Source organism: Pseudofrankia saprophytica, from assembly GCF_000235425.2.
In the GTDB taxonomy this organism is placed as follows: domain Bacteria; phylum Actinomycetota; class Actinomycetes; order Frankiales; family Frankiaceae; genus Pseudofrankia; species Pseudofrankia saprophytica.
Map to the genome: position 1 here is coordinate 4,212,048 of NZ_KI912266.1, position 17,948 is coordinate 4,229,995.

General features: G+C 71.5%; 17 protein-coding genes. 6 read left to right on the forward strand and 11 right to left on the reverse strand.

Annotated elements, in window-relative coordinates; genetic code table 11:
* Positions 1 to 8 precede the first annotated feature (8 nt).
* The 3 genes from FRCN3DRAFT_RS0217480 to FRCN3DRAFT_RS0217490 all read left to right on the forward strand — a co-directional run bounded on the left by FRCN3DRAFT_RS0217480 (position 9) and on the right by FRCN3DRAFT_RS0217490 (position 4,402).
* Positions 9 to 842 carry a TIGR04222 domain-containing membrane protein gene (locus tag FRCN3DRAFT_RS0217480; protein ID WP_007515349.1) on the forward strand — a complete coding sequence of 278 codons (834 nt, stop codon included), beginning with the start codon at positions 9 to 11 and terminating at the stop codon, positions 840 to 842.
* A gap of 106 nt (positions 843 to 948) precedes the next feature.
* The gene (locus FRCN3DRAFT_RS0217485; RefSeq protein ID WP_007515348.1) at positions 949 to 1,545 is read left to right on the forward strand and encodes a P-loop NTPase family protein; all 597 of its coding nucleotides are present in this window, start codon (positions 949 to 951) and stop codon (positions 1,543 to 1,545) included.
* A 403-nt stretch (positions 1,546 to 1,948) separates the two neighbouring features.
* On the forward strand, positions 1,949 to 4,402 hold the full coding sequence (locus tag FRCN3DRAFT_RS0217490) for an endonuclease/exonuclease/phosphatase family protein (protein WP_007515347.1): 2,454 nt from the start codon (positions 1,949 to 1,951) through the stop codon (positions 4,400 to 4,402).
* Positions 4,403 to 4,695: 293 nt separating this feature from the next.
* On the opposite strand, the gene FRCN3DRAFT_RS58180 is transcribed toward FRCN3DRAFT_RS0217490, so the two are convergent.
* The 4 genes from FRCN3DRAFT_RS58180 to FRCN3DRAFT_RS0217510 all read right to left on the reverse strand — a co-directional run bounded on the left by FRCN3DRAFT_RS58180 (position 4,696) and on the right by FRCN3DRAFT_RS0217510 (position 7,420).
* Positions 4,696 to 5,067 (reverse strand): MazG nucleotide pyrophosphohydrolase domain-containing protein, encoded by a 372-nt coding sequence (locus FRCN3DRAFT_RS58180; protein ID WP_106410219.1) that lies wholly within the window; start codon positions 5,065 to 5,067, stop codon positions 4,696 to 4,698.
* A 318-nt stretch (positions 5,068 to 5,385) separates the two neighbouring features.
* Positions 5,386 to 5,850 (reverse strand): WapI family immunity protein, encoded by a 465-nt coding sequence (locus FRCN3DRAFT_RS51595; RefSeq protein WP_198535990.1) that lies wholly within the window; start codon positions 5,848 to 5,850, stop codon positions 5,386 to 5,388.
* A 245-nt stretch (positions 5,851 to 6,095) separates the two neighbouring features.
* Complete coding sequence (locus FRCN3DRAFT_RS0217505) at positions 6,096 to 6,350, reverse strand: hypothetical protein (RefSeq protein WP_007515345.1); 255 nt, start codon at positions 6,348 to 6,350, stop codon at positions 6,096 to 6,098.
* A 119-nt stretch (positions 6,351 to 6,469) separates the two neighbouring features.
* Positions 6,470 to 7,420, reverse strand: coding sequence for a LysR family transcriptional regulator (locus FRCN3DRAFT_RS0217510; protein WP_027140690.1), 951 nt, complete (start codon positions 7,418 to 7,420; stop codon positions 6,470 to 6,472).
* Positions 7,421 to 7,556: 136 nt separating this feature from the next.
* On the opposite strand from FRCN3DRAFT_RS0217510, the gene FRCN3DRAFT_RS44950 reads away from it, so the two are divergent.
* Positions 7,557 to 8,897 carry an MFS transporter gene (locus FRCN3DRAFT_RS44950; RefSeq protein ID WP_007515343.1) on the forward strand — a complete coding sequence of 447 codons (1,341 nt, stop codon included), beginning with the start codon at positions 7,557 to 7,559 and terminating at the stop codon, positions 8,895 to 8,897.
* Here the strand turns inward: FRCN3DRAFT_RS44950 and FRCN3DRAFT_RS0217520 are convergent.
* The 7 genes from FRCN3DRAFT_RS0217520 to FRCN3DRAFT_RS0217545 all read right to left on the reverse strand — a co-directional run bounded on the left by FRCN3DRAFT_RS0217520 (position 8,811) and on the right by FRCN3DRAFT_RS0217545 (position 16,188).
* Positions 8,811 to 9,668: an ABC transporter ATP-binding protein gene (locus FRCN3DRAFT_RS0217520; protein WP_007515342.1), complete on the reverse strand. Its 858-nt coding sequence runs from the start codon at positions 9,666 to 9,668 to the stop codon at positions 8,811 to 8,813. The two genes, FRCN3DRAFT_RS44950 and FRCN3DRAFT_RS0217520, sit on opposite strands and share 87 nt — an antisense overlap.
* Complete coding sequence (locus tag FRCN3DRAFT_RS44955; RefSeq protein WP_007515341.1) at positions 9,641 to 10,582, reverse strand: ABC transporter permease; 942 nt, start codon at positions 10,580 to 10,582, stop codon at positions 9,641 to 9,643. The genes FRCN3DRAFT_RS0217520 and FRCN3DRAFT_RS44955 overlap by 28 nt, the downstream gene beginning before the upstream one ends.
* Positions 10,579 to 11,607, reverse strand: a complete 1,029-nt coding sequence (locus FRCN3DRAFT_RS0217530) for an ABC transporter substrate-binding protein (protein ID WP_007515339.1) — start codon at positions 11,605 to 11,607, stop codon at positions 10,579 to 10,581. The genes FRCN3DRAFT_RS44955 and FRCN3DRAFT_RS0217530 overlap by 4 nt, the downstream gene beginning before the upstream one ends.
* Positions 11,608 to 11,785: 178 nt before the next feature.
* Positions 11,786 to 12,760, reverse strand: coding sequence for a TauD/TfdA dioxygenase family protein (locus FRCN3DRAFT_RS0217535; RefSeq protein ID WP_007515338.1), 975 nt, complete (start codon positions 12,758 to 12,760; stop codon positions 11,786 to 11,788).
* A gap of 616 nt (positions 12,761 to 13,376) precedes the next feature.
* Positions 13,377 to 14,807, reverse strand: a complete 1,431-nt coding sequence (locus tag FRCN3DRAFT_RS44960) for an ROK family transcriptional regulator (protein ID WP_007515337.1) — start codon at positions 14,805 to 14,807, stop codon at positions 13,377 to 13,379.
* Between the two features lie 177 nt (positions 14,808 to 14,984).
* Positions 14,985 to 15,101 (reverse strand): putative leader peptide, encoded by a 117-nt coding sequence (locus FRCN3DRAFT_RS57750; RefSeq protein ID WP_425343344.1) that lies wholly within the window; start codon positions 15,099 to 15,101, stop codon positions 14,985 to 14,987.
* A 127-nt stretch (positions 15,102 to 15,228) separates the two neighbouring features.
* Positions 15,229 to 16,188, reverse strand: a complete 960-nt coding sequence (locus FRCN3DRAFT_RS0217545) for a glycoside hydrolase family protein (RefSeq protein ID WP_007515336.1) — start codon at positions 16,186 to 16,188, stop codon at positions 15,229 to 15,231.
* A gap of 208 nt (positions 16,189 to 16,396) precedes the next feature.
* On the opposite strand from FRCN3DRAFT_RS0217545, the gene FRCN3DRAFT_RS0217555 reads away from it, so the two are divergent.
* Both FRCN3DRAFT_RS0217555 and FRCN3DRAFT_RS0217560 read left to right on the forward strand, forming a co-directional pair.
* The gene (locus FRCN3DRAFT_RS0217555; protein WP_007515335.1) at positions 16,397 to 17,341 is read left to right on the forward strand and encodes a sulfotransferase family protein; all 945 of its coding nucleotides are present in this window, start codon (positions 16,397 to 16,399) and stop codon (positions 17,339 to 17,341) included.
* Between the two features lie 59 nt (positions 17,342 to 17,400).
* Positions 17,401 to 17,904, forward strand: coding sequence for a universal stress protein (locus FRCN3DRAFT_RS0217560; protein ID WP_007515334.1), 504 nt, complete (start codon positions 17,401 to 17,403; stop codon positions 17,902 to 17,904).
* Positions 17,905 to 17,948 lie beyond the last annotated feature (44 nt).

Consider the following 17,948-nt stretch of genomic DNA (forward strand, 5'->3'; position numbering starts at 1 on the left):
GCGTAGCCATGGCTGGGGCGGTTCAGGCGGGCGGCGGCCTTTCCGGCGGCTCGGGCGGCGATGTCGACTGGGGCGCCAGCGGCCCGGACTTCGTGATCGGCTACGCCCTGACGCTGCTCGCCCTGATGGTCGTGGCGGCGTTCCTCGTCCGGTGGGCACGTGGGCCGAGGGAGGCCCCGACGGTCAGTCCGAACGCCCTGACCCGGGACGAGGTCGCCTACCTGACGGGCGGCCCACAGCGGGTCGTGGAGACGGCCGTAGTGCATCTGCACGCGCGGGAACTGGTGGCCACCGGGCCGACGGCGGGCGCGCTGACGCTGACCGGCCTGCCCTGGCTGCTCAGCCCCGCCGAGTCGGCGGTGCGCGCCAGGATCGGCGCGACGGGCACCGGCCAACCGGCCCGGCTGGCCGGCTACCTGGCGGCGGACCCGGCGTTGGCGGCGTTGCGTGCGCACCTGGTCCGCCAGCACCTGTCCCCGTCCCCGGAGCAGGTCCGGGCGGTCCGGCTGGCGGCCCTGGTGTTCGTCCCGCTGTTCGCCGTCGGTCTCCGACGCGTGGTGTCCGGCCACGCGCGGCACTCCTCGCTGGGGTTCCTCATCTTCGAGCTGGTGGTGACGATCGTCGCCGCGCTCGTCGTGATCGCGGTGTCAAGTCCCCGGACCCCGGCGGGTGACCGGCTCGTGGCGCAGCTGCGCGCGGACCGTGCCGAGCTCAGGACGGGTGGCGGGCCGGACGAGAGGGCACTCGCGGTGGCCGTGTTCGGCCCGCCCGCGCTGTTGGCGGCCGCCCCGGACCTCGCCCGCCGCCTCGGCTTTCCCGGGCCGAGCGTGAGAGGCGGCTGACCTGGCGCCGGGTCCGCGGCCTCGCCCTGCGGCCACTCCTCACCTTTCTCACCTCTCCTCGGTTCTCCTCACCGGTCCTCACCAGCTCGCCGCAACGGTCGCGGTCGTGGCGATCGCTATCCTCGGCGAAGTGGTGATGTTGGCGGACACGGATCCATTGCCGGGGCGACCGCGGCGGGTGGTGGTGGCGGGGACGTCGGGGTCGGGAAAGACGACGTTGGCCCGGCGAGTGGGGGAGACGCTGGGAATTCCGCACGTCGACATCGACGGGCTGTTCCACGGTCCCGGCTGGACGCGCCGGGAGTCGTTCCTGGCGGACGTCGAGGCGTTCAGCGGCGGGTCCGCCTGGGTCACGGAGTGGCAGTACCGGGAAGCGCGCGACCTGCTTGCCGACCGGGCCGACCTGATGGTCTGGCTCGACCTGCCCCGCCGAACGGTCATGCGCCAGGTCATCCGCCGTACCCTGCGCCGCCGATTGCGCCGCGAGGTCCTCTGGAACGGCAACATCGAGCCGCCGCTGCGCACGATCCTCACCGACCGCGAGCACATCGTGCGCTGGGCATGGTCGACCCATCACAAGAGCTCGCGACGGATCGCCGCCCTGCGCGAGCGGCGTCCCGAGCTCCCGATCGTCCGCCTGCGCGGCCGCGCCGACGTCGACCGCTGGTGCGCCGGCCCCCTGCGCGCCGCCGCCGGTCGGTAGCCGCAGGATGGGAACGACGGGCACCCGCACACCGTCCGTTACCGGACCAAGCGGCCGGTCGCGTCTTCGTTCGTGCCCGGTCAGTGTTTCGAGCCCGGCAAAGGCGGTCGAAATGTCCGCATCCATCCCACCTTTCGTCGAGCGGCGCCGGCTGGTCGGCCGGACGAGCCGGCGACTACCCGCGCGCCGGCGGTGGCGGCCGACTTCTGGCTGGTCACCGTCATGCCGAGGCGCCCATCGACCCGCCTACCTCGACGCCGTCCCCACCGGCAGCGAAACGCGATGGAAATAGACGAGGAACACCTAGAGTCATCACGACAGTTCACCGGAATAGGTACTTCCACCAGATCACGGCGAGCACCATGCTCCTGGGGAGAACCTTCCCTTTAGGAGTAGGACACCTGTGCCAAAACTCAGAGCGCGCCGCTGGATCATGGCGGCGAGTCTGCCGTTCGTGGTCGCGGCTACCCTGACGACGATCCCGGCCCCCGCGAACGCGCTGTCGACCGACGTCGTCATCTCGGCCGTCTACGGCGGCGGCGGCAACTCGGGAGCAGCCTTCAAGAACGACTTCATCGAGCTGGCGAACCTCACGGCCAGCCCGATCAGCGTCGAGGGCTGGAGCGTTCAGTACGCCTCGGCGGCGGGTGCCGTCTTCCAGATGACGGCCCTGCACGGCTCGATCCCGGCGAACGGCCGCTACCTGGTCCAGCAAGCCGCCGGCGCGGCCGGCACGCTCGACCTGCCGGCCCCCGACGCCACGGGCAGTGTCCCGATGTCGGCCACCTCCGGCGTCGTCGCCCTAAGCACCGCCGCCATCCCGCTGGTCGGCTGCGGCATCTCCTGCTCCACCGCGCCGAACGTCAAGGACCTCGTCGGCTACGGCGCCACCGCCAACGTCGAGACCCTCGCCGCGCCCGGGCTGACCAACAGTACGGCGGACGCCCGCGGCGGTGCCCTGACCGACACCGACAACAACTCGGTCGACTTCACCTCGGGCGTGCCCAAGGCCACCAACACGGCTGGCACCACCGTGACCGCCACCGACAACCCTGGTGGCCCGACCGACCCGACCCCCGGCACCACCCGGATCCACGACATCCAGGGGGCCGGCCGGATCTCCCCGATCGTCGGTCAGAACGTCACCAACGTGCCGGGCATCGTGACCGCCGTTCGCACCACGGGCAACTCCCGCGGTTACTGGATGCAGGACCCGTCGGCCGACGCCGACCCGCTGACCAGCGAAGGCATCTTCGTCTTCACGGGCACGACCAGCCCCGCCGTCGTCAGCGGCGACTCGGTGCTGACCACCGGCCGGGTCAGCGAGTTCCGCCCCGCCACCGGTGCGCAGTCGCTGACCGAGCTCGGCGGCTCGATCAACACCGTCAAGCTGACGAGCGGCAACGCGCTGCCCGCGCCGGTCCCCGTCACCTTCGCCGACGCCTTCACCAAGACGGGCAGCCTCGAGGCCCAGCCCCTCGAGCCGAACTCGTACGTGCTCGACTGGCTGGAGGTCCACGAGGGCATGCGGGTCGCCGTTGCCCAGGACACCCGCCTCGTCAGCCCGGTCAACACCGAGTTCGGTGAGCTCTGGGTCACCCTGAAGCCGAACCAGAACCCCACCCCGCGCGGCGGCACGGTGTACTCCTCCTACGCTGATCCCAACAGCGGGCGTCTGATGCTCGCTGCCCTGAACGGCGCCCCCGCCGCCAACGTCGGCTCCACCCTCGCGGGCGGCTCGATCGGCGTCGTTGACTACCAGTCGTTCGGTGGATACGTCATCCAGACCACCGATCTCGGCGCCATCACCGAGGGCGGGCTCAAGCCGCAGAAGGTCAACCCACCGAAGAAGAGTGGCGACCTTTCCATCGTCACCTACAACGTCGAGAACCTCGCCGCCGGCGACCCCGACACCAAGTTCGCGCGGCTGGCCCAGGCCGTCGTCGTGAACCTCGGCAAGCCGGACATCATCGCCCTGGAGGAAATCCAGGACAACAACGGCACCGTCGACGACGGCACCGTCGCCGCCGATCAGACCGTCAACAAGTTCATCGCGGCGATCGTGGCGGCCGGTGGCCCGACCTACGCCTGGCGTTCGATCAACCCCAACAACGGCACCGACGGCGGCGCGCCCGGCGGCAACATCCGCCAGGTGTTCCTGTTCAACCCGGCCCGGGTGACCTTCGTCGACCGTCCCGGCGGCGACGCCAACACGGCCGTGACCGTGCAGAAGGAGCGCCCGACCAGCAACCAGATCTTCCTGTCGGCCTCTCCCGGCCGCATCAACCCGACCAGCTCCGCCTGGAACGCCAGCCGCAAGCCCCTGGTCGGCGAGTTCAACTACGACGGCGACAAGCAGCTGTTCGTCATCGCCAACCACTTCAACAGCAAGGGTGGCGACTACCCGCTCACCGCCGCGGTGCAGCCGCCGAACCGGGTCTCCGAGACCCAGCGCGGTGCCCAGGCGACCGAGGTTCGCAACTTCGTCGCCGACCTGGCCGCCAAGAGCGGCAACACCGCCCGGGTGGTCGTCCTGGGTGACCTCAACGACTACCAGTTCAGCCCGACCCTGGCGACGCTGACCGACAACGGCACGCTGCTGAGGACGCTGATCAACGACCTGCCCGCGAACGAGCAGTACAGCTACGTGTTCGACGGCAACTCGCAGGTGCTGGACCACATCCTGATCAGCCCGACCATCAAGGGCTACGGGTACGGCGTGGTGCACATCAACGCCGAGTTCTCCGACCAGACCAGCGACCACGACCCGCAGATCCTTCGAATTCTGACGGGGTGTGGGGGTTCGCCGCTGCCCGACCGCTGCCTTCCCGGCAGCCCCGTGGTGGATGTCCCGTAACACCCTCCCGCGGTAAGAAAGCGCCCGTCCCCTTTCTCGGGGGACGGGCGCTTTCTGTTCCACCGCAGGCGGTGCGAACTGGTCTTGATCGCCACCAGCGTCCAGGAGTCGGCCGCGCGCTCAGCCTGCGCGACGTCACGGGGAATCCTGTCAGACGTCAGGGGCGCGAAACACTGCTGGTCGTGGCCCTGACGTCTGATTCGGGTGGGTGGCAGACCCGGCACGCCCGGGGCTGACGGACCCCGCCGGCGGCGCGCACGACGCACCCACCACGGTGGCCGGAGTGAAGTACATCAACCGCCGCCGTCGAGCTGTGCGGCTATCCGACACTCAAGATCGTCCATCGTGCGAGAGAACGCGTCTCCTAGATCCACATGGAGACGATCGGCAAGAATGACAACCGACCAGAGACAGTCGGACAGCTCATGCTCGATGGCGCCCCGCAGATCTTGGACGTCGCGGGCGCCGTCCTGAGCCATGACCAACTTGGCGAGGTCGCCGACGTCGCCGACGAAGCCCAGCATGTAGTCCTGCAAGCACCATTCCCGCCGACCCTCATGCCGATTGAGATCGCCGTAGCGGTTACGGACGTCGATGGCGCGGTTCAGAACTTGGTCGAGGTTCAAACGTACCTCCCAAACGGGCAACCTAGATGTTTCGACCATCGTGCGACGACACTGAGCCGATGGCGTGGAGGACTAGCGATCCTCCGGGGCGAGGGGTCCGGCAGGCAGCCACCCCTGGTTGCCGGCGGCACGGCGCGCGGCCGGAGGCCGCGCCTTGAAGGTTGTGCAGATTTACGTCGTACAGATTTCCGTGACAGCGATCTCGAGGTCGACGATCTCGAGGTCGACGCCGCCAGCTGCGGCTGGGTCCGGGGGCTCGAACGCCGCCATTGCGCTGCCAGCCGCATCGAGGAGCTGCTGACCGACCTCGGCCCGCCACAACGATCCGACTGACATCCCGGAGAAGGGCACCGCTGCTCAGCGCGTCGGGAAGGAAGTCAGAGCAAGCTCCCATTGGTCAGCTGCGTGAAGCAACGCAGCTGCATCCACCCGCACCTCCACGACGTGCTGGTAAATGTCCGCCTCATCATCGTTCTGCCGCCATGGAGGTGCCGCCTCCAGGGACAGGTGAAAGCGAATCACCGCCGAACCCCCGCTTCGACCTGCGAGACTGACGGCCAGGACCGGCTCGACGAACCACGTATCCGGAGACAACCGACCTTCGGCATCAGGTCCGGTTACAACCGCTGCTCCCTCGGCCACTGCGCGCAGCCAGGCGGACACCTCATGGGCTTCATGGGTCAGCAGGCACGGATCGGCAAAGGACCAGGTGCCGTCGGGAGTCGTCACCGTTCCACCGACGACTAGCCAGTTGTCGTCGTATGGGTCGCCGCGAACGTCGTCGAACTGATACCGCAGCAGGCGGAGTTCGGTACTGCTCACACGATCGCTCAAACGCACTGTCCCGGGATGTCATGGGCTCTGCGGCTCTGGACAGCGCGAGCGATCACCCACAAGGGGCGCCTTTGGGCCCGGTCGCCCGCCGAGCTCTCATCGGCCAGCTGAGACGGACTCGACCCCGTTCGACTCGCGAACTCCGAGGCCGACCAACCGTTGTCAGTAACGCGTAGCGTCTGACTGATCTCCAGAACTCGCGCCGTGGCGGGCCAACGCCGACTGCCGCAGCACTATGCCTCGTCGCCGGACGGGCGACGAGCGCGGCGCCGGGCGCGCAGCGCGGCGAACCAACCGGCGGTGGCGATGGCCGCACCGACGGCGGGGCCATCGCCCTGGTTGGCGATGAGTCCCGCGGCCGCGCCGGTCAGCTGGTCGGCGCAGCTGGCACACAACCGCCGGCCGGTCACGGTCGTCGTGCTCGCACCGCTCGATTGCTGGCCGCAGTCGTCGCAGCGGAACGTCGGTCTCGCCTTTCCAAGGGCCATGCCCGCACAACCTACTTATCGGACGGATGCCGGTCGATGCCTGGCCGCTGGAGTGGAATCCAGAACCACCGAGCTGCCGCGTGGTTTTCGCTCGGTGGTTGTGGCTGTCGGCTCCCTCATCACGGCTTCGCCGGCCGCGTTGCCCACGTCGGGGACCAGGTTCCGGCGTCGTCGGGCTCGGGAGCGGTGAACCGGGAGCGGAAATAGTCGCGGAACGTGGCGAGCGCGGGGTGCGGATTCTCGTGATGCCAGATCAGTGAATGCGGGTAGACCGGCGTCGGGTCCTTCAGGTCGACGCGGCGCAGGTCGTAGTAGTCGGGCCAGAGGAACCGGGTCTGCTGGCCGACGAGGCTGGCCAGTTCCGCGGAGTCCGCGAGCACGTCCAGGAGATGCTCGGTGCCGAAGTGGGGGCCGATCGCGTCGATGGTGAGGCCGAACGCGGCGGCGAGGTCGTCGTAGTAGGTGGCCCACTCGGTCCCGGGGGCGATTCCGGGTATCCAGATCCGGTGCCCGACGAGCTGGGCGGGCGTGACCGCGTGCGCGGCGGCCAGCTCGTGGCGCGGTCCGGTGAGCAGCTGGTGGGGCTCGTCGAGGACCCGAGCCGTCCTGATGCCGTCGGGGAGGTGCCGCGCGGGCACGGTGACCGCGCGGAACGACGCGTCGATCATTCCGGACTGGACGGCGGCGATGGCGGCGTCGGCGTCGAACAGGGTCACGACGTCGAGCTCGGTGCCGGGATGCGCGCGGTGAAAGTCGCGCAGCAGCGCCGCCGGCGCGACCCGCCGGCTGATCACGTCGACGCGCAGCGCACGACGGCCGGGACGCACCGAGGCGGCCGCCCGCTCCTCGGCCCGGAGAAGGTCACGGGCGTGCGGCAGGAACGCCTGCCCGTCGATGGTGAGCTGGACGCCACGCGCGGTGCGGGTGAACAGCCGCGCACCGAGGTCCCGCTCCAGCGACGCGACGCGCTTGGACACGGCCTGCTGCGTGACCGACAGATCCGCGGCGGCCTCCTGGAACTGGCCCGCGTCCGCGGCGGCGACGAAGGTGCGCACGGCCTCGATGTCCACGGCCGTCAACGTTAGCCGTACAACGCATGGTTGTGGCTCGCCGGCAAAGCAGTTGTTTGATCCGGATTTCCGGCACCCGCTTTGATGGCCCGGTCAACGCCACGTTGTTGGAGTGCCTTGGAGGGCCGCGTTGGGTGTGCGGGGTGGGCGATCGCTGGGCCGGCAGTTCGGATGGCTCTGGGCGGCCTTCACGGTCAGCACGGCGGGCACACGGCTCGCGTTCGACGCGTTTCCTCTGATCGCGATCCTGGTGCTGCATGCCGGGCCGATCGAGGTCTCGGAGCTGGCGGCGGCCGGGCTGGCGGTGGGGGTGGCCGTGGCGGTGCCGCTGGGCCCCTGGGTGGAGTTCCGCCGCAAGCGGCCGGTGATGGTGGCGATGGACCTCACGCGGTTCGCCGCGGTGCTGAGCGTCCCCGCGGCGTTCGCGGTGGGTTCGCTCAGCTTCGCCCAGCTCCTGGTCGTGTCGGTCATCGTCGCGGCGGCCGACATCGCCTTCGTCGCCGCCAGTGGCGCGTGCCTGAAGGGCATCCTGCGGGGAGACGACCTGCTCGTCGCGAACGCCCGCCTCGAGTCCACGACCTGGACCGCCACCGTGCTCGGACCGCCGCTCGGCGGAGCCATGATCGGTCTTTTCGGGCCCGTGACGACCGTGGTGGCCGACGCCGTCAGCTACCTGCTCTCGGCGCTGGGTATCCGCGCCATGGGCGGACGGGAGCCGCAGCCAGCCCAGGCGCGGTCCGACCGGCCTCAGTTGCGAGCCCGCGATCTCCTCGAAGGATGGCGGTACATCCTCACCGATCCCGCGCTGCGCCCGTTGTTCGCCAATACGATCATGGTCAATGGGCTGATCATGGCGACGTCGCCGCTGCTCGCCGTCCTCATGCTCGGCCGCCTTGGTTTCGAACCCTGGCAGTACGGCCTCGCGTTTGGGGCGCCCTGCGTCGGTGGTCTCGTCGGCTCCCGCCTTTCGCGACCGTTGGTCGCGCGATACGGATCGCGACGGGTGATGCGCGTCGCGGGTGCGGCGCGCGCCTGCTGGTCACTCGGACTGGCCTTCGTCTGCCCCGGCACGGCCGGGATCGTGCTCGTCATCGCCGTCCAGCTCGGCCTGGTCACCTGCGTGGGAGTGTTCAACCCCGTGTTCGCCACCTACCGGCTCGACCACACCGATCCCCAGCGTGTCGCCAGGACCCTGGCGGCCTGGTCGATCACCAGCAGGGCCGGGACCGCGGCCCTGACCGCCCTGTGGGGCGTGCTCGCCAGCCTCACGGGGGCCCGCGTCGCGATCGCGGCCGCCGGGCTCCTTCTCCTGACGACCCCGTTCGCGCTGCCGCGGAACGCCGAGGGGAGTCGGCCAGGGGAGAGGCTGGCGGACTCCCCTCGGGCACGGTCAGTAGGTGCCTTCGGCGATGTCGTCGACGCCCAGCTCGGCCAGCAGGCAGGAGCGCAGCGCGGCGAACGCGGGGTCGGAGCGTAGCCGCGGCGGCGCGACGTCCACAGGGACGTCGAGGGACAGCCGGCCGTCGGTGAGGACCAGCACGCGGTCAGCCAGCAGGATCGCCTCGTCGACGTCGTGGGTGACGAACAGGACGGCGGGGCGGTGGCGGCGGCACAGCTCCCGCAGCAGGGCGTGCATCCGGATGCGGGTCAGGGCGTCGAGCGCGCCGAACGGCTCGTCGAGCATCACCAGGTCCGGCTCGCGCACCAGCGCCCGGGCGAGTGCCACCCGCTGTGCCTCGCCGCCGGACAGCGTCACCGGCCAGGCCCGTTCCCGGCCCCCGAGCCCGACCTCGGCGAGCGCCGCCCGGCCGCGGGCCGCGACGTCCTTACCGGGCAGGCCGAGAGTGACGTTGCCGAGCGCCCGGGTCCACGGCAGCAGCCGTGCCTCCTGGAAGACGACCGAGCGTCGCGTCGCCGCGAGCACGTCGCCCTCGATGGCGGTGTCGAACCCGCCGAGGATGCGCAGCAGCGTGCTCTTGCCCGATCCGCTGCGCCCGAGCAGCGCGACGAACTCGCCGGCGGCGATCGTCAGGTCCAGGCCGTCGAGCACGACCCGCTCGCCGAAGGCCCGGCGCAGGCCGCGCACCCGCACCGCCACGCCGTCGGTGTCGCCCCCGGTCGGTCCGGCCGATCCGGCGGCAGAAGCGGTGCGGTCGGTCAGGCCGGTCAGGCCGGGGGCCTGGCTGGCCTCATCCGGGGTGCCAGTGGGCGCCGGGGTGCTCAGGTGCCGCTGAAGCCGCGTCGCCATGACAGCAGACTCCCTTCGAGAACGCGGACGATGCCGTCGCAGAGCAGGCCGAGCACACCGTAGATCACCAGGCAGAGAATGATGATGTCGGTGCGGTTCCAGCCCTGGGCGCTGGTGAGCAGGTAGCCGATGCCGCGGTCGGTGTTGACCTGCTCGGCGAAGACCAGCAGCAGCCAGGCGACGCCGAGCGACCAGCGCAGCCCGATGAGGAATCCGGGCAGTGCGCCGGGAACGATGACGCGGCGGATGAGCCCGAGGCGGCCGAGCCCGAACGTGCGGCCGGCCTCCACGAGCTTGACGTCGACGCCGCGGATGCCGGCGAACGTGTTCATGTAGACCGGGAAGACGACGCCGGCCGAGATCAGGAAGATCTTGGCCGACTCGCCGATGCCGATCCAGACAATGATCAGTGGCAGCAGGGCGATGATGGGGATCGTCCGCAGGAAGTTCATCGACGAGTCGACGACGTGCTCGCCGGCGCGGAAGAACCCGGCGAGGACGGCGAGGACTAGGCCGGCCGCCACGCCGAACAGCACGCCCCAGCCGACCCGGACGAGCGACACCGACAGGTTGTCCCAGAGCTCTCCGTCGCCGGCCAGATCCCCGAAGGCGCGGGCGACGGCCAGTGGCGAGGCGAGTACCCTGCCGCCGACCAGACCCGTACCGGTGATCGCCCACCAGACCGCGAGCAGCACCGCCGGGCCCGTGAGCCGGCGGATCCAGCCGGGAGCCGACAGCCGGGTCCCGTGGGAGCGCCGGCCGCCGGTGGGGTCCTCGAGGGTGGGCGTGGTCGCCGCGGGCGCGGCGTTCGCGCGCCTCCCGGCCGCGGCGCCGCCGGCCGGCGACGCGGGAAGGCCGCGGGGATCGGCCCCCGGCGGTGGGACGATCGTGGGCAGGTAGCCGACCTCCGTCATGTCGTCAGCCCGGCGGCGGCGAACTTCCCGGTGAGTTCGGCGTTGAAGGCGGCGTCGATCTCGTCGCCGACCGTGAGAGTCTTCGGAAGCTGGCCGGCGTCGATCAGCAGGTCGGCCTGCTTCTGCTGGAACTGCGCGAAGTCGTCGGTGACCGGTGCGTACTGGGTGGCCGGCAGGCTGTCGAAGAACGTCCGGCTGGTGGCCGGGTCCTGCTTGAGCAGCTGGACGTAGTACGCCTGCACCCACGCGTCCGGGTGCGCCTTCGGCCAGGTGGAGGCGCGGGAGAGCCGCACGAGGAAGTCCTCGATGGCCGTGCGCCTCGTCGGGTCCTTCAACGCTGACTTCGAGGCGAGGATGACGGAGTACTGCGGCAGCGGCGCCGTCTCGATCTCCTGGGCGCCGGTACCGGTGAGCGCGGCACCGTACTGGCTGACCCAGACGACGGCGTCCACCTGGCCGGACGTGAACGTCGAGACGAGGCTCGTGGCCGGGACGTTCACCAGCGTGACGTCCTTCTCGGTGAGCCCGGCCGAGTCCAGCTGCTGGAGCAGGTAGCCGTGCAGCGACGTGCCGACGGTGACGGCGACCTTCTTGCCCTTGAGGTCGGCCGGCGTATGGATGCCGGAGTCCTTGCTCACGTAGATCGTCTGCGAGTTCCTGGTCGACTTGGCGACGGCCACCGCCGTGATGCCGGCGGCCGAGGCGTTGGCGAAAAGCACGGGCGTGTCGCCCATGAAACCGACGTCGAGCCGGTTCGCGCTGAACGCGGCGTTCATGTGCGGCCCGTCGGCGAACGTGCTGTAGTCGAGGCCGAACGGGGCGCCCTTGTCCTGCCCGGACAGGGTCAGCTGCAGCTCGAGGGTCTTGCCCTGGTCGCCGACCCGCAGCGTGGTTTTACCGCCGGGGGACGACGGGGACGAGGACGACGATTCCCCACCGCCACCGCAGGCGGCGACGCCCACCGCCAGCACGGCCGCGATGGCGGCGAGGGAGTACAGCCGTCTACGCGGCCTTCGGTGCTGCATCGGATTCTCCATCCACAGGACGACTGGACAACGGCATGCGGCGGCGCCGCGCGCGCCTGAGGAGTGGACGCGCGCGGCGCCGTCTTTCCCGGCCGGGTCACGGCCCGGTCCGGGGAGGCGGTTCGAAGTGTTTGAAGTGGTTCGAAGTGGCTCGGGAAACGCGGCTACCCGCCGCGGTTCAGCCGGCGAGGAACGGCTGGCCGGCGACCAGCTCGGAGGAGCGGCCGTCGACGCCGACCGGGACGTCGCCCTCGAGCGTCACCCGGTAGAGCACCCGGTCGAACTCGGTGATGTCCACGTCGGACGGGCCGAGGTGGGCGGTCGCCCGGTTGTCCCAGAACGCGATGTCACCCGGATTCCAGCGGAACCGGACGGTGTACTCCGGGCGGGAGATCTGCTCGTAGAAGAGGTCCAGGATCGCGCGGCTCTGGCGTGGGCCGAAGCCGATGATCTCGTTGTCGCGGCTGGTGAAGCTCGGGCTGACGAACAGCGCCCGCTCGCCCGTCTCCGGGTGCACCCGCACGACCGGGTGGATCGCCACCAGCGGGTTCTCCTTGATCTTCTTGCCGAACTCGCTACCGTCGAAGACCGGCTGGCCGAAGCTGTGCTTCGCGCGCAGCCCGTCGGCGAGCCGCTGGAGCGGCTCAGGCAGCCCCTCGTAGGCGGCGACGAGGTTGGTCCACTGCGTGTCGCCGCCGTAGGGCGGCACGATCTCGGCGCGCAGGATGGAGCCCGCCGGCGGGTTCACCAGCGCCGTGACGTCGGTGTGCCAGCCGTTGTCGTAGGTGACCTTGAACTTCTTCTTCGCGTCCTTGGCGCTCTCGGCGTCCAGGGAGCCGAACAGCTTGTTGTAGCGGCGGCTGTCGATCGGCAGGATCTCCGGGAAGCCCTCGGGCGGAGCGTCCTCGTGCGGGTGCGCCGGGGTGAGCTGGCCGAACCGCCGGCCGAACGCGACCTGCTGGGCGTGGTCGATGTGCTGGTCGCGGAAGAACACGACCTTCCAGCGGTGCAGCGCCGCCCGGATCTCGGCTACGGCGGCGTCGTCGAGATCCTCGCGCAGGTCGACGCCGTGGATCTCGGCACCGATGTTCCCGGCGACCGGCCGGACGTCGATGCCCAGGTCGGTGGGCGCGCTCGTTGTCGGGCTTGTCATGGTCTGCTGGCTTCCCTTCGAGACGATGTGGTGCCACCGGATGGCGGCGCCGGGACAGCCGGCGAGAGGTCTCGCCGGCGGAGATGTCGCCCGCGTTCCCCAATGAGAAAGAAACGCACACGGATGGTCGCTTTGTGAAAAGACGTCCGACCGCGGGCGGGAAGGCGCGCGAGAATTGGCTACGCGACGGCGCGCCAGACAGGAGTGCCCTGCCTGGAGAAAATACGGCCGGCACCGTCCGCGGGCGGCCCAGGGCTCGGGGCAATCGGCGTGCCCGCCTGGTGCAGGGTTTCAGTGGCGCCGCTGGTCACGGCCGCGCACCACAGCCCGAGACCGGGGATTCTGGCTGGCGACCGTCAGGCGTCAGGCCGCGAACGGCCTGGGACAACATCGTGGCGGCCGCTGGGCGCACCCGGTCGTCCGTGCTGCCGCCGCCGGGCGGAGGAACGATTCCGGCCGGAGACCGGCCATGGGAACCACCGCCATTCTAATAGCCCTGTGAACTCTCGCGGTCGTCGTGACCGGCGGATTAATCGTCCCGCGCGGCGGGTGAGTGGGTCAATGTTTTCCGACTAGATGGAAGAAATACCGCCGCTGTGGCCGTCGCCTTTGCGCGTCACCGGCCGGCCGCGACGACGGACAGCGCGCCTCTCGTCGGGCGGGCCGGCGCGCCGTGGCCCAGGCCGGCGTCCACGCCCTGCGTCGGGGCCGTTCGCGCCAGCGGCGCGCGTACGCTGCGCGGGCTGCGGTGCACCGCGCCGAGGATGCCGGCGGCCGCGGCGACGGCGAGGACACCCGGCCCGAAGCTGCTCGGCCGCACCACCCGCTCCGGCGCGCAGCGGGCTCGCGAGTGGGCCGCGACCTCGGCGTGCACGTCGGCGATCAGCTCCGGCCACTGCAGCGTCGCGAGCTCCGTGACGACGAGCACCTCCGGGTCGATCATGTCGATCAACAGCGCCGCGAGCCGGCCGATGAGGCGCAGCCGGGCGCGCACCAGCGTCAGGGCGGCGGGCTCCCGCGCGGCGACGGCCGCGGCCAGCAGGCGGATGTCGGGCCGGGAGATCATCCCTTCGGCGACCGCCCTCGCCAGCCACACCCGCTCGGACAGCGTGGCCTGGGCGCATCCCGTCCCGCCGCAGGCGCACCGCTCGGTGGCGCCGGGGATGCGCAGGTGCGCCACCCCGCCGGCCGCCGAGCGCTGACCGCGCAGCACGGTGCCCTCGAGCGCGATCGCGGCATCGACGACATGGCCCGCGAACAGGTGGACGAGGCCGAGGCGCGCCCGCGGGTCGCCGAAGAGGATCTCGGCCTGGGCGAGCGCGCGGGCGTGGCCCTCGACGTGCACCGGCAGGCCGGTCGCCGCGCGCAGCTGGGCGGCGACCGGCACGTCGCGCCAGCCGAGCGGCGCGTGCTCGAGAATGGTCCCGCCGCGTGCGTCGACCAGGCCGCCGCTGACGACGCCCACGCCCAGCAGACCGCCACCGCCGCCCTGCCGCGCCGCGCCGCCGGTGGCACGGGTGCCGGCACCCGGGTGAGCCGCCTGGTGGCGGCGGACGAAGTCCGGCAGGTGCCGGCTGATCAGGGCGAGCACCCGAGCAGGGTCGCCGTCATGGTCGACCTCCTCCTGGGCCACCACCCGGCCGCGCAGGTCGACCAGGCCGAAGGTCAGCATCGGCACCGCGATGTGCACGCCGCAGACGAGGTGGCTCGCGGTGTCGACGTCGACCGGGACGTGCGGGCGTCCGGCCCTGGGCGCGGCCTGCTGGGCGCCGGGCAGCTCCCGCAGCAGGCCCAGCGAGATCAGGTCGGCGGTCTGGCGGGACACGGCGGCCGAGCTGAGCCCGGTCGCCTGCCCGATGGTGGCGCGGGCGAGCGGGCCGTGGTCTAGGACGGCGCGCAGTACGGCCGCCGCCGAGCCACCGGAGCGTGCCGGGTCGGCCTCGGCTAGCGCGGTGGCGTCCACCGTCGAGACCCGGACGGCCTCACGGCGGGGATCGGGTCGATGCTGACCCGCGGGCGACAGGCGAGCCGGGGAATGCGTGGGCACGGGAGGACCTCCTGGGCGGCGGGAGTCGCGGGGTTCCGCGTAGGTCGCGCGGTCAGGCGGGCCCATCGGCTGGCGGGAGTCGACACGCGGGGGAGGGGCGTGTCGGGGTTTCCTCGCCGTCGTGGCCGGTCGGCGCGAGGCCAGGGAGGCACTCGCGCGGATGGGGACGCCGGGCCGTCAGCGGCCGGGCCGACACAGTGCGCTGGCGACGCGCCGCAGGTCGATGTGGGCGCGGCTCACCAACAGTGGGAGGCGGGCGGGCATGTTGGCGACGCTAGGGACCGCCACCAGCATTGTCAACTAAGTCGGTGAAGATATGGGAATGCGACGGTGATGTGGCCCGGTTGTGACGCGAGGGTCGCAGAGATGTGGCCTTTGCTCGTGCGGCGCTGGCGTTGACCTGCCAGGGCCAGGCCTGGCGCTAGCCGGCGCTCGCGGCCAGGCCGGTCGCGTCGAGGAGCTCGGTGCGCAGCTCGTGCGCCCCGTCGGGCCGGCTCGCCTCGTAGTAGATCCGGTGGGAGCCGTCGGGCAGGTCGACGACGGTGAGGTAGCGCAGCGCCCCGTCGCCGTGCGGGGCGCTCGCGTGCGCCGCCGCCCCGACCGCGTCGAACCGGGCGAAGCCGGCCTCCGCCGGGGCGGCGGTGGCGACGCCGGTGCGCTCGTACCAGTTCTCGGCGGCGCTCGCCCGACCGTCGTAGAAGGCGACGGGCGGGGTGTGTCCGGCCAGCACCGCGGTGATGCGCACGCCGCGGGCGTCCCAGCGGCCGGGCCGGGGCGCGAGGGCGACGCCATGCCACGTCCAGGTCACGCCGTCCGCGCTGGTCGCGTACCGGCTCTCCATCCGGTCGGTGGCGCCTGGGTCGTCGAGGAAGTGGCAGGAGGCCCACAGGTGCCAGCGACCGTCGTGCCAGAGCACCACCGGGTCCTTGACGGCGGTGTGCTCGTCGCCGGGCAGCACGGTGCGCCGCTCGGTCGGGTCGAAACGGGCTGGATCGTCGGCCTCCAGCAGGTCCACCCACCAGTGCGGGCTGCCGGGGGTGGCACAACTGACGTACAGGCGCCAGCGACCCTCGGGCGTGTGGACGAGGGCGGGGCGTTCCAGCGACTCGGCACCGAACGGTTCGCGGCTGATGCGCGCGATCTCGGTGAACCGCTCACCATCCGCGGATGAGGCGATCACGACGCCGAAGCCGCGCCCCTCGCCCACCGGGCGGCGCAGCCGGTAGGCCAGGTAGTACGTGCCATCCACGAGCAGCGCGCTCGGCGCGCCCGCCCAGTTTCCCGGCCCGCCCCCTTCGGGGGCCACCACGGTGACCGCCGGCTCCCAGTGGGGAAGCGGGAGCGTCGGCGTCTGGTCGCGAACCGGGGAGGTGATCGACACCCGTCGTACTCTACCGGCGTGTTACCTGTTCATTAGCTTCCCGGTCGGGAAAGTGCCCTGGCGGCTATCCTGCGGCTACACCGCATCCGTCCGGCCGGCACCCACCGTCCCGGCCAGCGATGCGGGCGCACCGGTCGCCACCGTCCTCGCCGGCCGGGTCCGCCGCGACTCGCCGTCGCCCGGCACCGCGTCAGGAGCGAGACCGACCATGCCCCTTCCCGACTTCCTCGTGATCGGCGTGCCCAAGGCCGGGACCACCGCGCTGCACGCGGCACTGGCCCAGCACCCCGACCTGTTCCTGCCCGCGGTGAAGGAGCCGAAGTTCTTCCTCTCGGCCGGCCCGCCGCCGGCGCGGGGCGGCCCGGGTGACGCCCAGACCTACCAGGAGCACGTCTGGCGGCCCGCCGACTACGAGGCGCTGTTCGACCCCGCGCCGGCGCACGCGCTGCGCGGCGAGGCGACACCCTTCTACCTGTACGACCTGGACGCCCAGAACCGGATCAAGCGGCTGTTGCCGAAGGCCCGCCTGGTCGTGCTGCTGCGCAACCCGGTAGACCGGGCGCACTCGAACTGGACTCATCTGTGGGCCGCCGGCCTCGAGCCCGAGCACGACTTCGTCCGTGCCTGCGCGCTGGAGGAGTCCCGGCGCGAGGCCGGCTGGGCGCACTTCTGGCACTACGTCTCCCAGGGCCTCTACGGAGCGCAGCTCGCCCACCTGTTCGGCCTGTTCTCCCGCGATCGGGTGCTGCTGCTGCGCTATCGCGACCTGCGCGAGGACCCAGTCCCCACACTGGACCGGGTCTGCGACTTCCTCGGGGTGCGGACCGGGCTGCTTGACGCGGTGCCGTCGCAGAACGTCACCCCGTTCGTCGCCGACACGCCGGTGAACGCGGCGCTGCGGGCGGCCCTGCGCACCGGCGGACAGATCGGCCACCATTTCCCCGCCCCGGTCCGGCAGGTGTTCCGCGGCCCGCTGCTCACCGCGCTGCAGCGCCAGAAGGGCGGGCGCCGCCCGCTGACCCCCACCGAGCGCAAGGCGGTGCTGCCCTACTTCGTCGACGACATCGCGTTGCTCGAGGAGGTCACCGGGCTGCCCTACGACGACTGGCTCACCGCCGGCCTCGAACCGGACCACATCGACGACGGCAGCTGACGGTCAGCCGCCGACGGCGGGCGCCACCGTTCGCCGATCCGGCGGAGCAGACTGGGCATATGGACGTCACGGACGGCACCGGGGTCCTGTCGGTAGAACGGTTCGGGCCGGTGTGGAATCCCGGCCCGTTCGAGCTGGGCACCGACGGGCCGGGCACCGTGGTGGTCGGCGTCGACGGGTCGCGGACCGCGCTGCGGGCGGCCTCGTACGCGGCCGGGGTCGCCCGCCGCCAGCGAGCCCGGCTGGTCGTCGTCTACGTCGAGACGACGCCCGCGTGGGAGGCGATGGCCCCGATGGCGGTCGGCGCGGTCCAGCAGGCGTCCGCCGACGTCGCCGCCGAGATCCGCGACGTCGTCGCGCGCCGTGCCGAGGAGCTGGGCCTGTCGACGACCTTCGTCGTCCGGTACGGCGACCCGCTCGTCGCCCTGCGTCGCACCGCGGACGAGGTACGGGCCGACATGGTCGTCGTCGGCGCCTCGGAGAGCGCCGGCCACCGCATCGTCGGCTCCCTCGCCACCCGCCTCGTCCGTACCGGCAACTGGCCGGTGACCGTCGTCCCCTGATCCCGCGCGGCGGTCCGTCCCGGCGGAACTCCGCTACCAATTCG